At 70.2% G+C, this 13,230-nt stretch carries 15 protein-coding genes; 8 read left to right on the top strand and 7 right to left on the bottom strand.

Annotated elements, in window-relative coordinates; genetic code table 11:
• The first annotated feature begins 96 nt into the window (after nt 1-96).
• From K3N28_RS17555 to K3N28_RS17570, 4 genes are all read left to right on the top strand, one after another.
• Nucleotides 97-765, top strand: coding sequence for a TrkA family potassium uptake protein (locus K3N28_RS17555; RefSeq protein WP_228094049.1), 669 nt, complete (start codon nt 97-99; stop codon nt 763-765).
• A complete protein-coding gene (locus K3N28_RS17560; protein ID WP_228094050.1) occupies nt 762-1,427 on the top strand; it encodes a TrkA family potassium uptake protein in 666 nt (221 codons plus the stop codon). Before K3N28_RS17555 ends, K3N28_RS17560 begins: the two co-directional genes overlap by 4 nt.
• A 102-nt stretch (nt 1,428-1,529) precedes the next feature.
• Complete coding sequence (locus K3N28_RS17565; protein WP_228094051.1) at nt 1,530-2,600, top strand: lytic polysaccharide monooxygenase; 1,071 nt, start codon at nt 1,530-1,532, stop codon at nt 2,598-2,600.
• 192 nt (nt 2,601-2,792) lie between these two features.
• Nucleotides 2,793-3,899 (top strand): lytic polysaccharide monooxygenase, encoded by a 1,107-nt coding sequence (locus K3N28_RS17570; protein WP_228094052.1) that lies wholly within the window; start codon nt 2,793-2,795, stop codon nt 3,897-3,899.
• Between the two features lie 41 nt (nt 3,900-3,940).
• On the opposite strand, the gene K3N28_RS17575 is transcribed toward K3N28_RS17570, so the two are convergent.
• The 4 genes from K3N28_RS17575 to dut form a co-directional block, all read right to left on the bottom strand.
• Nucleotides 3,941-4,720 (bottom strand): DUF3159 domain-containing protein, encoded by a 780-nt coding sequence (locus K3N28_RS17575; protein WP_228094053.1) that lies wholly within the window; start codon nt 4,718-4,720, stop codon nt 3,941-3,943.
• A 34-nt stretch (nt 4,721-4,754) separates the two neighbouring features.
• On the bottom strand, nt 4,755-5,144 hold the full coding sequence (locus K3N28_RS17580; protein ID WP_228094054.1) for an OB-fold nucleic acid binding domain-containing protein: 390 nt from the start codon (nt 5,142-5,144) through the stop codon (nt 4,755-4,757).
• 79 nt (nt 5,145-5,223) lie between these two features.
• Nucleotides 5,224-5,964, bottom strand: a complete 741-nt coding sequence (locus tag K3N28_RS17585; RefSeq protein ID WP_228094055.1) for a DUF3710 domain-containing protein — start codon at nt 5,962-5,964, stop codon at nt 5,224-5,226.
• Nucleotides 5,957-6,433 (bottom strand): dUTP diphosphatase, encoded by a 477-nt coding sequence (gene dut, locus K3N28_RS17590; RefSeq protein WP_228094056.1) that lies wholly within the window; start codon nt 6,431-6,433, stop codon nt 5,957-5,959. The genes K3N28_RS17585 and dut overlap by 8 nt, the downstream gene beginning before the upstream one ends.
• 208 nt (nt 6,434-6,641) lie before the next feature.
• Between dut and K3N28_RS17595 the strand changes: the two genes are divergently transcribed.
• Nucleotides 6,642-7,121 (top strand): DUF3093 domain-containing protein, encoded by a 480-nt coding sequence (locus K3N28_RS17595; RefSeq protein WP_228094057.1) that lies wholly within the window; start codon nt 6,642-6,644, stop codon nt 7,119-7,121.
• A 138-nt stretch (nt 7,122-7,259) separates the two neighbouring features.
• On the opposite strand, the gene K3N28_RS17600 is transcribed toward K3N28_RS17595, so the two are convergent.
• Nucleotides 7,260-7,556, bottom strand: a complete 297-nt coding sequence (locus tag K3N28_RS17600) for a DUF4193 domain-containing protein (RefSeq protein WP_228094058.1) — start codon at nt 7,554-7,556, stop codon at nt 7,260-7,262.
• Between the two features lie 391 nt (nt 7,557-7,947).
• Here K3N28_RS17600 and K3N28_RS17605 point away from each other — a divergent pair, with 391 nt between their 5' ends.
• The 3 genes from K3N28_RS17605 (at nt 7,948) to K3N28_RS17615 (ending at nt 10,790) form a co-directional block, all read left to right on the top strand.
• Nucleotides 7,948-8,421, top strand: a complete 474-nt coding sequence (locus tag K3N28_RS17605) for a LytR C-terminal domain-containing protein (RefSeq protein WP_228094059.1) — start codon at nt 7,948-7,950, stop codon at nt 8,419-8,421.
• Nucleotides 8,422-8,637: 216 nt separating this feature from the next.
• Nucleotides 8,638-10,233: an RNA polymerase sigma factor gene (locus K3N28_RS17610; protein WP_228094060.1), complete on the top strand. Its 1,596-nt coding sequence runs from the start codon at nt 8,638-8,640 to the stop codon at nt 10,231-10,233.
• Between the two features lie 317 nt (nt 10,234-10,550).
• Nucleotides 10,551-10,790 carry a hypothetical protein gene (locus K3N28_RS17615; RefSeq protein WP_228094061.1) on the top strand — a complete coding sequence of 80 codons (240 nt, stop codon included), beginning with the start codon at nt 10,551-10,553 and terminating at the stop codon, nt 10,788-10,790.
• A 197-nt stretch (nt 10,791-10,987) separates the two neighbouring features.
• On the opposite strand, the gene K3N28_RS17620 is transcribed toward K3N28_RS17615, so the two are convergent.
• Together K3N28_RS17620 and dtd are read right to left on the bottom strand one after the other, a co-directional pair.
• Nucleotides 10,988-12,700 carry a DEAD/DEAH box helicase gene (locus K3N28_RS17620; RefSeq protein ID WP_228094062.1) on the bottom strand — a complete coding sequence of 571 codons (1,713 nt, stop codon included), beginning with the start codon at nt 12,698-12,700 and terminating at the stop codon, nt 10,988-10,990.
• Nucleotides 12,701-12,795: 95 nt separating this feature from the next.
• Nucleotides 12,796-13,218: a D-aminoacyl-tRNA deacylase gene (dtd, locus tag K3N28_RS17625; RefSeq protein ID WP_228094063.1), complete on the bottom strand. Its 423-nt coding sequence runs from the start codon at nt 13,216-13,218 to the stop codon at nt 12,796-12,798.
• Nucleotides 13,219-13,230 lie beyond the last annotated feature (12 nt).

Genomic DNA, 13,230 nt, shown 5'->3' on the forward strand with positions numbered 1-13,230 from the left:
CGTCCCGGGATCGTCCGGCACTGCGCGGAGTGCGGGCCGCCGCGGCGGTCGCAAGCGGTATGGTCACCTCGTCCGGGTTGGAAATGAGGTGAGGCCGTGCACGTGGTGATCATGGGTTGCGGGCGGGTGGGCTCGTCCCTGGCGCGCAGTCTGGTGGAGCGGGGGCACACGGTCGGGATCATCGACCAGAACCCGAAGGCGTTCCGCCGCCTGGGTCCCGATTTCGACGAGACGACCGTGCGCGGGGTCGGCTTCGACCGCGAAGTCCTGGCGAAGGCCGGGATCAACCGCGCGGACGCGTTCGTCTCCGTCTCCTCGGGCGACAACTCGAACATCATCGCCGCGCGGGTCGCGCGCGAGAACTACGGCGTCCCCAAGGTCATCGCCCGCATCTACGACCCGCAGCGCGCCACCGTCTTCGAGCGCCTCGGCATCCCGACCGTCGCGACGGTCCGGTGGACGGCCGACCGCCTCCTGCGCCACCTCCTCCCCGAGGAGCAGGAACCGCTGTGGCGGGACCCGACCGCGACCCTGTCGATGGTCGAGATCGTCTGCGACGAGGCCTGGTACGGGATGGCGCTGGCGGCTCTGGAGCAGGCCACGGGCCACCGGGTCGCCTACGTGACCCGTTTCGGCCGGGCCACCCTGCCGACCCCTTCGACCGTGCTGCAGGACGGCGACCAGGTGTACATGCTCGTCGCCGACGGCGACGAGACGAAGATCCGCGAGATCGCGGGCGCCGCGCCGCAGGGAGGTGCCGCATGAGGGTCGCCATCGCCGGAGCCGGGAACGTGGGCCGTTCGATCGCCGCGGAGCTGGTCGGCAACGGTCACCACGTGCTGCTCATCGAGCGCGACCCCGACTCCATGCGCCCCGAACGGGTCCCGCAGGCCGAGTGGCTCCTCGCGGACGCGTGCGAGCTGGAGAACCTGCGCCAGGCGCACCTGGAGGGCTGCGACGTGGCCGTCGCCGCCACCGGCGACGACAAGGTGAACCTGGTGGTGAGCCTGCTGTCCAAGACCGAGTTCGCGGTGCCGCGCGTGGTCGCCCGCGTCAACCGGGCCGAGAACGAGTGGCTCTTCAACGAGGAGTGGGGCGTGGACGTCTCGGTGTCCAAGCCCCGGCTGCTCGCCGCGCTGGTGGAGGAGGCGGTGAGCGTCGGCGACCTGGTGCGGCTGCTGAGCTTCCGCCAGTCGCAGGCGAACCTGGTCGAGATCACGCTGCCGCTCGACGCCCCGCACGTGGGCAGCCGGATCGCCGACGTGCCGCTGCCGCATGACGTGGCCCTCGTGGCGATCATCCGCGGCCGCCGCGTCATCGCGCCGAGCCCCGACGACACGCTGGAGTCCGGGGACGAACTCGTGTTCGTGTGCAACGAGGACGCCGAGAACGCCGCCCGCTCGGTGATCCTCGGCAAGACCCGCTGAGGCCGACCGGACCGCAAAAGGGGCTCATATGGGCTTTACAGGCGCGACCCGATCAGGATAGATTGATGTATGTCAATTTCCCTTCATTTTGGGAGCGCTATCATGTTCAAGCTGACACGACGTCGCGTCAGAACCGCGATCGTCGTCATCGCCGCGGCGGCCGCCGCCGGCGCCTCCGCGTTCTTCTTCGTCCAGCCCGCCGCGAGTCACGGCACGGCCACCAGTCCCCCGGCCCGGCAGTACAGCTGCTGGGAGCGCTGGGGCGACGACCACCTCAACCCCGACATGGCCGACACCGACCCGATGTGCGCCCAAGCCTGGCAGGCCAACCCCAACACCATGTGGAACTGGAACGGCCTGCTGCGCGAGGGCATGCAGGGCCAGCACGAGTCCCGCATCCCCGACAACCAGCTCTGCTCGGGCGGGCGCGCCGAAGGCGGCCGGTACAACTCCCTCGACGCCGCCGGGCCCTGGCACACGACGGCGCTCCCGAACAACTTCACGCTGCACTACGAGGACACCGCCACCCACGGCGGCGACTACTACTGGGTGTACGTGACCAAGCAGGGTTACGACGCGAGAACCGACTCCCTCGACTGGGCCGACCTCGAACGGGTCGTCTCCACGGGCGTCTACCAGCCCGGCGAGAACGTCGACATCCCCGTCAGCGCCCCCGGACGCACCGGCCACCACATCGTCTACGTGGTCTGGCAGGCCAGCCACATCGACCAGGCCTTCTACTCCTGCTCGGACGTCTGGTTCGGCGGAGGCGGTCCGAGCGAGGAGCCGACGGACCCGCCCACCGACCCGACCGACCCTCCGACGGACCCGACCGACCCGCCCACCGACCCGACCGACCCGCCTGCCGACCTGAGCTGCGCGGCCACCGCGTCGATCAACGGCTGGGACTCCGGGGCCACGGTCACCGTCACGGTGTCGAACACCGGGACCCGGACCGTCCACTCGTGGATGCTCCACTGGACCTGGGCGGCGAACTCCGCGGTCACGGTGAACAACATCTGGAACGCCGAGCACTCCACGATGGGCGGCATGCAGATGGCCGAACCGACGTCGTGGAACCAGACGATCGAACCGGGAGGCTCGGTGTCCTTCGGCTTCAACGTCAACGGCTCGCTGAGCTCGATGCCGGCCATTGACTGCCTGCCCTCGTAGGGCACGGCGACTCAGGAACGCGGCGCGCGGTCCCGGCTCCGGCAGCCGGGACCGCGCGCCGCGCCGTCGTGCGGCGAAGCCGAGGAATTCGACGGGTCGGCCGTCAAAAATCCCCCCACAGGTGTTTACATGCGAACCCGAAAGCAGTTACATTGAAAGTCCTCAATGTTCCTATATTTTGGGAGCGCTAACATGACCAATGTCAGACAACCGGGCCTCCACCGGCTCGGCCTCCGAGGCCTCATCGTCCTCGTCATCGCGATGGTCGCGGCCGGCACCGCCGCGGTCCTCACCGTCCAACCGGCCTCCGGCCACGGCACCTCCATCGCCCAGCCCTCGCGGCACTACGGCTGCTGGGAGCGCTGGGGGTCGGACTTCCAGAACCCGGCCATGGCCCAGGAAGACCCCATGTGCTGGGCCGCATGGCAGCACGACACCAATGCCATGTGGAACTGGAACGGCCTCTACCGGGAGCAGGTCGGCGGCGACCACCAGGGCGCCGTCCCCGACAACCAGCTCTGCTCCGGCGGGCGGACGGGCGGCACCCGGTACGCCGCCCTCGACGAGCCCGGGCCCTGGAAGACCACGCCGGTGAGCGCGAACTTCACGTTCACCAACTGGGACCAGGCCAACCACGGGGCCGACTACTACCGGATCTACGTCACGAAGCAGGGCTACGACGCCCGGACCGACGCGCTCGACTGGGCCGACCTCGAACTGGTCGAGGAGACCGGGCGGATCCTCCCCGGCGAGGGCCGCGCGCCCTCGTCCGGCGGCGGCACCCTCGTCGACATCGACGTCTCCGCGCCCGGTCGCTCGGGCCACCACGTCGTGTACATGATCTGGCAGGCCAGCCACTTCGACCAGTCGTTCTACTCGTGCTCGGACGTGTGGTTCGGTGCGGGCGGACCGGCCGAGCAGCCCACGACCCCGAACGAGCCCACCGACGACCCGACGAGCGACGAGCCCACCGAGGCGCCCACCACGGGCGGCCCCGAGGGGATCGCCTGCGCCGCGACGGCCACGGTGAGCACCTGGGGTTCCGGCGGCACGGTCACCGTCACGGTGTCCAACACCGGCACCCGGGCGATCAACAACTGGATGCTCCACTGGACGTGGCCGTCGGGGGTGACCATGAGCCAGGTCTGGAACGCCGAGCACTCGGTGATGGGCGGGGTCGAGATGGCCGCGCCCGTGTCCTGGAACAAGTCCATCGCCACGGGCGGGTCGATCGAGTTCGGCATGAACGTCTCAGGGACGCTGGGCGGCGCCCCGGCGTTCGAGTGCTTCCCGAGTTAGTCGATCGCGATCGGGCGGCGCGGCGCTTCGGCGCCGCGCCGTCACGCCGTTTCGGGGGCGACCGCTTCGACGGTCTTCATGTGGCGGCGCACCGCCCAGATCGTGAAGGCGGTCAGCGCGATCGTGACGGGCCAGCCCCCGAAGAGGGTCACCAGGCCGAGCGCGTTCTCCGCGTCGATGACGTAGAGCCAGCTCCGCAGGGCGTTCTTGAGGATGAAGACGACGCCCCAGAGGATCGTGATCCGGCTGAGCACGTCCACCAGGCGCGTGTTGTCGCGCCATTCCTTCTTGCCGCCCTGGGCGACCACGGCGTAGATCCAGCCGATGATCGGGTGCCGCACGAGCGCCGAGACGATGAGCAGGACCCCGTAGACGGCGCCTTGGATGATCCCGGGCAGATAGAAGTCGCGGGCGTCGTCGCTGCGCCAGGCCAGGAACGCGCCGAGCGCGATGCCGAAGAGCCCGTTGAGCGCGTGACGGACCGACTCCTTGCGGGCGGCGCGCCAGCCTGCGATGGCCAGCGCGCTGGAGGCGGAGATGACGATGGCCCACTGCAGGCCGGTGAGCGGGCCCATGCGGTCGGGCAGGACCGGGTTGAGCACCACGAAGAGGGTGATCGGCACGGCGGCCTCGACCACGCCCTTGACGCCGCCGAGCTGCTGGGAGAGCTGCTCGGTGAACGGCGGCAGGTCGTCGGGGTCCGCGGGCCCGCGGCTCACCGCCGTGCGGAGCTCGGTGTCCTCTGAGGCGCGAAGCTCGGTCTCGTCGCTCTCGCGAGGCTCGGTGTCGGCATCCTTGCGAGCCGGCGTCTCGGTGCTCAATGCGGGCCTTCCAGATCGTGTGGCTGGTCCGCGCTCAGGGGCGCAGTTCATAGGTCGGGTTGTAGACGACGAGGCGGCCGTCGGCCAGCTGAGCCACGCGGCCGCGGGCGACGAGCCTGGTCCCGGCCTCCAGGCCCACGATACGCCGTCGGCCCATCCAGACCAATGCGACCTGACCGGTACCGTCGAAGAGTTCTGCCTCGACCGAGGGCGAGCGCCCGTCGGTGCGCATCACGACCGTCCTGAGGCGACCGGCGACGGCGGCGAGCTGCCGCGGCTCCAAGTCCTCGACGGGGGTCGTGTCGGCGTCGGACTCGCGGCGGATCTCGTCGGCGAACAGCTCCTGGGAGGGCGCGGCGAGGCGTTTGAGCCAGCCTTTGACCCGGTCGCCCTTCTCGGGCCGCTCGCGGGGTCCGTGCGCCATCAGCGGGCCCTCTCGAAGAGGGGCCTGCACCGCCTGGGGCGGCCCGTGCGGCGCTGCCGGCGGGCCGCGGGTGCCCGGGTCACCGTTTGGGGCGCGGGGAGGGCTTGCGGCGCACCTGGGGCTTGGGGGTGTCCCCGGCGGCGATGATGGCGCGGTTGCCCTCGCCGCCTTCGGCCTTGCGCTGCGCGATCCGCGCGGCGGCCTCTTCGGCCATCTTCGGCGGGAGCTTCAGCGGCAGGGGCTCCCGCACCGGCATGGCGACCGAGCCGCGGTCGATGACGAGCAGGCGCAGGGCCTCGTCGAGTTCGGGCGCGGCGGCCTCGTCGAGGGCCCGCTGGCCCTGGAAGGTCGCCTGCACGAACCAGCGCGGCCCGTCGATGCCGCAGAAGCGCACGGTGTTGGTGCCCTTCTTGGCGGCGACCTTGGCGACGAGCTCGGTGCCCCAGCGGCCCTCGACCTCTTCGATCTGGCCGCCTTGGGCGGTGACCTGGGAGGTGAGCTCGCCGCGGAACTCGTCCCAGATGCCGTCGGTGCGCGGCGCGGCGCGCACGAGCAGCTGGAGCGCGGAGGCGCCGGTGGTGAGCAGGACCTGGCTGATGTTGCCCTTGGCGTCCGTCTGGGCCTGGAAGCCCACGCCCTTGGGGACGGGCAGGCGGATCGCTCCCAGGTCGATGCGCCGGACGTCGTCGTCGGGGGCGTCGGCGACGTCGAACGGGCCGTCGGTGACCTCGCGCTCGGCCACCTCACCGCTCTCGGCCAGGGAGTCGAGGACGGCGCCCTCGGCGGGGCGCTGCTTCTTCGACTTTCGCCGCTTAAACACGTTCGCTCTCCTCTGCAAGTCGGCGGTGCCCGCCGGTGGAACCGTGGCCGTTCGCGCCGCGCTGCGTCGGCGCGAGGTCGTCGACCTCGGTGAAACGGGCTCGCACAACCGGTTGGATTACCAATTGTGCGATACGGTCGCCGCGCGCGATGACGGCGGTCCGCTCCAGGTCGAGGTTCACGAGGTTGATCTTGATCTCGCCGCGGTAGCCGGCGTCGATCGTGCCGGGGGCGTTGACGATGGTGACGCCGAGCCGGTGGGCCAGTCCGGAGCGGGGGTTGGTGTAGCCGACGTGGCCGTCGGGGATCGCCACGGCCACACCGGTGCCGACGAGGGCGCGGCGCCCGGGGGCGAGTTCGACGGCCTCGGCGGCGTACAGGTCGGCGCCGGCGTCGCCGGGGTGCGCGTAGGCCGGGAGCGGCAGGCCGGGGTCGAGCCGTCGGATCGCGACCGGGACGTCGGCAGTCATCGTGGGCGGGTTCCTCTCAGTCGAGCGCGCACGGCTCGCGGCGCGTGCGGTTCCGTCTCAATTTACGGCTCCGCCCGGGCTTCCGCCGAGAGGCTCGACCCGCGGCGGGCGACGCGTCGCGGTGACGCTCGGTCGTTCCTCGGCCGCGGCCGTGAGGCTCGGCATGCGAGCGGGTGGCCCCCGCCGGGACCGGGATATGGTCTCAGATATGAGGAGTGGAGAACGGTACGCCGAGCGCATGGGCCTCCCGCCGGCAGGCTGGCTGGCCGTGATCGTCGTGGCGGTGATCGCCGCCGCCCTGTCCAACCTGGGCGACATGCGCTGGTGGCGCCTCGCCGCGAGCGCCGTGATCCTGCTGGCGCCCGTCATCGGCGCGTGGTGGCTCGGGCGGCTGCCCGTGCGGGTCGTGGAGTCCGGCGGCGAGGCGTGGCTGCACGTCGACGACGCCCGCCTGCCGATGTCGGCCATCGCCGACGTCGAGGTCCTCGAACCGGTCGCCTACTCCGACGCCCTGGGCGTCGCCCAGCACCCGCTGGCGTTCGTCGTCCAGCGCCCCTGGATCAACCGCGGGGTGCGGATCGTCCTCGACGACCCCGAGGACCCCACGCCGTACTGGGTCGTCGCCTCGCGGCGTCCTGAGCGGCTGCGCGACGCCCTCGCGGCCGCGCGCGAGCCCAGCGCGGCCTGACCCCGGACAGCGAGACGGCCCGCAGGGAACTCGCCCTGCGAGCCGTGCGCTATCCGAGGGGCACGTCTTGGCGATGCTTGCGGGCCGTCTGCGAGCCCGATTCGGCGACGCTTGCGAGCCATGGTTCCGTGCTGGGTGCTATGCGCAGTCCTTGCAGACCGGCTGCCCGTTCTTCTCCTTGGCGAACTGGCTGCGGTGGTGGACCAGGAAGCAGCTGGAGCATCGGAACTCGTCGGCCTGCATGGGCAGGACCTTCACGGAGAGCTCCTCTTCGCCGAGGTCGGCGCCGGGCAGTTCGAAGTTCTCCGCGACCTCGGCCTCGTCGACGTCCACCGACCCCGATTGGTCGGTGCGACCCTTCGCCAGGGCCTCGATGCCGTCGGGCCCGGCGGGCTCTTCCTTGTCCCGGCGCGGGGCGTCGTAGTCGGTTGCCATCGTTTCCACTCCCATTGGTTGCTTCTGCGGTTCCAGAGCCGAGCGCGACGGGTTCTCCGCTGGGGTGTTCGGGTGACACAGCGGCTCGGCTCGGCTTCCTGGCGGGTTCGGTTCCGTCCCTGCAGGCGGCGTACCTTACCGCGTGCAGTCCATTCCTATACACGATGCCTCTTGCTTTTTCATCCCTAATGTGGCGAGAAACACTCCTGCATCGGGGCCAGCGAGTGTACCGCCTCTCGGCCACGGCGACGAGCTGCGCACGATAGCCTTCTCATGGCAACGTTTGCGGGGCGTCGGCTCGTCTAAGGGCCAGACATCAGTTTGCGCTTTTTGGAGACTCGGGGAGGCAGCCGTGCGTATCGCTCGTATCCGCGCTTTGACGGTATTGTGCGTGTTGGCGCTGGTGGCGGGCTTGATCACGCTGTGGGCCATCAGGAACGACTCGCAGTTGACGGGGGGCGCCGACTGCGAGCCCGGGGCGGTGGAGATCAAGACGGCGCCGATCCCCGCGCCCGAGGAGATCGAAGTCGTCGTCCTCAATGGCACCGACCGCGACGGGCTGGCCGACCAGGCCGCCGCGCAGCTGGAGGACCGCGGGTTCATCGTCGTCGAGACCGGCGACGCCGAGGAGAACTACGACGGCACCGCCCTCGTGCACTTCGGCCCCGACCAGTTCACGGCCGGCGTTCACACGCACGCGTACTTCTACCAGGGGCACCAGCAGTTCGAACTCGAATGGGACAAGCCGATCACCGTCGTCCTCGGCGCCGACTTCCAAGAGGTCCGCTCGGCCTCGGACGCGCGGCAGTCGTTCGCGCAGGGCGGCGTAGGCGAGCTGCCGGACGGCACTTGCGCGGTAGAGTAGAAGGCCGTCACCCCCGCACGCATTGCGAATATCGACACTGAAAATGCGGAAACACAGCTCGAAACGGCACCACGGACGGGCCGCAGGCGATTTTCGGCGCTACAATTCACGCCTGCCCGGTCGTTGTGCCGACCTGGGCTGCCGACCCAATATCCAACGCTCACCCGCTATGGAGCCCGGCTGCGCCGTGCCCGCCATTGCCTCGGAAGGTTGCTCGTGACTGACGCACGTCCCACCGGCACAGACGTCAATTCCCTGACCGACTCGCTGCTCGCTCTGGCCCGAGAGAGCAACGGGCAACTGACGTCCGCGACGGTCGCCCAGGTTCTGGAGTCGGTGCAGGCCTCCCCCGCCGAGGGCAAGAAGGTGCTCCGCGCCCTCGCCGAGGCCGACGTGACCGTGGTCGTGGACGGCTCCTCCTCCACGCGCAAGCGCGTCCCCGCCGCCCGCACCGCCACCTCCTCCAGGACCACCACCGCGAAGGCCGCCAAGAAGGCCGCGGTGAAGAAGACGACCGCCAAGAAGGCCGCCGCCCCCGCCGCCGACGAGGCGGCAGAGGAGGCCCCGGTCAAGAAGGCGGCCAAGAAGACCGCGAAGAAGACCACCGCCAGGAAGGCCGCGAAGAAGGCCGCCCCGAAGAAGACCGTCGACGGCGAGATCGAGGAGCCCGACGAGGCCGCGCTCGCGGCGGCGGTCGACGACGACGCTCTCGCCGAGGCCGCCGCGGCGGCGCCGGCCAAGAAGGCCACCCGCAAGAAGGCCGCCAAGAAGGCCGCCGCCCGCGGAAAGTCCAAGAAGGACGACGAGGACGACGAAGAGGGCGACGACTTCGAGTGGGACGAGGAGGACTCGGAGGCGCTCAAGCAGGCCCGCAAGGACGCCGAGATGACCGCCTCGGCCGACTCCGTCCGCGCCTACCTCAAGCAGATCGGCAAGGTGCCGCTCCTCAACGCGGCGCAGGAAGTCGAGCTCGCCAAGCGCATCGAGGCCGGCCTGTACGCCGTCGAGCGCCTCAAGCTGCTCCGCGAGGGCGGCGAGGAGATCCCGACGCAGCTGCGCCGCGACCTGGAGTGGATCGTCCGCGACGGCGACCGCGCCAAGGACCACCTGCTCGAAGCGAACCTGCGGCTCGTCGTCTCGCTCGCCAAGCGCTACACCGGCCGCGGCATGGCGTTCCTGGACCTCATCCAGGAGGGCAACCTCGGTCTCATCCGCGCCGTCGAGAAGTTCGACTACACCAAGGGCTACAAGTTCTCCACGTACGCCACCTGGTGGATCCGGCAGGCCATCACCCGCGCCATGGCCGACCAGGCGAGGACCATCCGCATACCGGTCCACATGGTCGAGGTCATCAACAAGCTCGGCCGCATCCAGCGCGAGCTGCTCCAGGACCTGGGCCGCGAGCCCAGCCCGGACGAGCTCGCCAAGGAGATGGACATCTCCCCGGAGAAGGTCCTGGAGATCCAGCAGTACGCGCGCGAGCCGATCAGCCTGGACCAGACCATCGGCGACGAGGGCGACAGCCAGCTCGGCGACTTCATCGAGGACTCCGAGGCCATTGTGGCCGTCGACGCGGTCTCCTTCTCGCTCCTGCAGGGGCAGCTCCAGCAGGTGCTGCAGACCCTCTCGGAGCGCGAGGCGGGCGTCGTGCGGCTGCGGTTCGGCCTCACCGACGGCCAGCCGCGGACCCTCGACGAGATCGGCCAGGTCTACGGCGTCACGCGCGAGCGCATCCGCCAGATCGAATCGAAGACGATGTCGAAATTGCGGCACCCGTCACGTTCGCAGGTGCTCCGCGACTACCTCGATTAGGCCCCCGACCGGTCCCTCGCCGGAGGGCCGAACGGCTCGCGATTTCGCCGACAGCGCATTCGAACCCGCGCCCATCACGGCCCTGAGCGGCCGTGTATCACCCGAACGGGTGGGTACCCAGAACCCAGGCCGGGTTGTCGAACGGCGTTCCGTGGGCTACGGTGTGGAACAACTATCACGACGGACCCGAAGAGTGAGCCGAGTCTCAGTCAGTCGGTGTCGGGAAGGGGTAGTACAGTGCAGGCGTTGAACGGAACGAGCCGGTCAACCGACCGACCAAGAGATCCATTTCGACCGAACGCAGCGGAGGACCTGGTATGACATCCACCCTGACGCCCCCGCCCCAGACGGAGGAACGTCCGATCGCGGGCGAGCGCTGCGATCGGTGTAGCGCCGCGGCAAAGCTTCGCGTCACCCTGGCCGAAGGCGGCGACCTCGTCTTCTGCGGCCACCACGCGAACCAATTCGCCGAGAAGCTCGTGCCGATCGCCATCGATTTCCACGCCGACCCCGAATTCGAGTGGCGCGGCACCGACCTCATGGCATCGGAGAACTAGCGCACGTCACAGACTTAGGGCAGGGCCCGAGCGGTTGATCCCGCTCGGGCCCTCATGTGTCCCCGGCGCGCCATGTCGCAGTCGAGTCCACGCGTCTCAGTCCCGAGGCTTTCCCAAGCCTGCCAAGGGCACTGACCGAGCAGCGACGAAGGCCGCCCCCGGCGCGATGCGCCGGCGGCGGCCGCTTCCGTTGTCGCTCACCAGGAGCGGATGACGGCGATCCGCTCCTCGAGCTGCTCGATGGTCGCCTGCGCACTCGGCGGGCCCCCGCACTTGGAGCGGAGCATCGCGTGGATCTTCCCGTGCGGCTCGTTCGTCGCGAAGGACCGCGCGCCGACCAGGGCGTTCAACTGCTTGCGGAGCTTCAGCCGCCGCTGCGCGTTCGTCATCGGCGGCTCGGCCGCGGGCCGCTCCACGGTCTCGGTCCGGGCACCGCTCTTCTGCTTCGCCATCTGCTCGCGCTGACGCTTCTGCAGCAGCAGGTGGATCTGCTCGGGCGTCAGCAGCCCCGGCAGGCCCAGATACTCCTGCTCCTCATGGCTTCCCGCCTCCACCGGCAGGCCGAACGAGCCGCCGTCGAAGATCACCTGATCGAGTTCCGCGTTCGACTCGAGGGTCTCGCGCCGGCCGCCGAGCTCGGTGCCCTCGTCGAGGACCCGCTGCGCCTGCTCCAGGAGCAGCTCGGGATCGGCGTCCTCGGACTTGACCTTGATGACGTGGTCGCGGTCGGCTTCGAGGTTCTCCGCCAGGCTCAGCAGCGGGATGACGCTCGGCAGGAACACCGACGCGGTCTCCCCGGGCCGACGCGAACGCACGAAGCGGCCGATCGCCTGCGCGAAGTACAGGGGCGTCTGCGCGTTCGTCGCGTAGACGCCGACGGCCAGGCGCGGGATGTCGACGCCCTCGGAGACCATCCGGACCGCCACGAGCCATTCCTCGTCGGAGTCGGCGAACTTGGCGATCCGGTCGGAGGAGCCCGCGTCGTCGGAGAGGACGATCGTGGCGCTCTTGCCGGTGACGCGCTTCAGGATCCCCGCGTAGGAGCGGGCGCTGTTCTGGTCCGAGGCGATGATGAGGCCGCCCGCGTCCGGCATGCCCGCGGCGCGCAGCGACGAGAGCCGCCGGTCGGCGGCCCTGATGACCTGCTTGATCCACTCCCCCTCCGGGTCCAGTGCGGTGCGCCACGCCTGGCTGGTGAGGTCCTTGGTGAGCGGCTGGCCCAGGCGCACGGCGAGCTCGTCGCCCGCGCTGGTGCGCCATTTGGCCTGCCCGGAGTAGGCCATGAACATGACCGGGCGCACGACGCCGTCGGCGAGCGCGTCGCGGTAGCCGTAGAGGGCGTCCGCGCGCGAGCGCTTGGTGCCGTCGGGGTCCTCCTCGTACTCGACGAAGGGGATCGGGTTGTCGTCGCTGCGGAAGGGCGTGCCGGTGAGGCAGAGGCGGCGCTCGGCCTCTTCGAAGGCGGTCTGGACGCCCTCGCCCCACGTGCGGGCGTCGCCGGCGTGGTGGATCTCGTCGAGGATGACGAGGGTCCGGCGGGCGAGGGTGCGGCGGCGGTGCACGGCGGGGTCGGCGCCGATCTGCGCGTACGTGACGACCACGCCGTGGTAGTCGGCGGCGCTGTGGACGTCGGCGTTGCGGAAGGCCGGGTCGAGGTGGATGCCGAAGCGGGCGGCCGCGCCGGCCCACTGGGTCTTCAGATGCTCGGTCGGGCAGACGACGGTGACGGTGTCGACGGTGCCGTCGGCGAGCAGGTCGTAGGCGATGCGCAAGGCGAACGTGGTCTTGCCGGCGCCCGGCGTGGCGACGGCGAGGAAGTCTCGCGATTGACCCCGGTGGTACGAGACCATGGCCTTGCGCTGCCAGACCCGAAGCGACGGAAGCGTTTCAGGCGGGGCGGCCGGGATCATGCGGGCTCCTTTCGGTCGGTGGCGGACCGGTTGATTTTAGGCCGCGAGCGCCGTGACGGCGCCCGCTTGCCCGCCGTTGATTGGCATGGTCACGTTCACCGCTCCAGGAGGATGGTGTTGGGGCCGACGTTGACGCTGCGGACGTTCATCATGGCCCCGAACTTCCCGGTCTCCACGCGGGCGCCGAGGCCGCGCAGGCGCTCGGCGACGGCCTCCACCAGCGGTTCGGCCACCGGGCCGGGCGCAGCGGCGTTCCAGGACGGGCGGCGCCCTTTGCGGGTGTCGGCGTAGAGGGTGAACTGGCTGACGAGGAGGATCGGCGCGTCGAGGTCGGACGCCGACCGCTCGTCCCGCATGATCCTCAGCGACCAGATCTTCTCGGCGATCCAGCGGACCTCGTCCGGTCCGTCCGTGTGGGTGACGCCGAGGAGGACGAGGAGGCCCTCGCCGATCGCGCCCACGGTCGCGTCCTCGACGGTGACTTCGGCTTCGCTGACGGTCTGCACGACTGCTCTCATGCCCCAGATCCT

The organism is Glycomyces sp. TRM65418 (assembly GCF_019710475.1).
Classification (GTDB): domain Bacteria; phylum Actinomycetota; class Actinomycetes; order Mycobacteriales; family Micromonosporaceae; genus Glycomyces.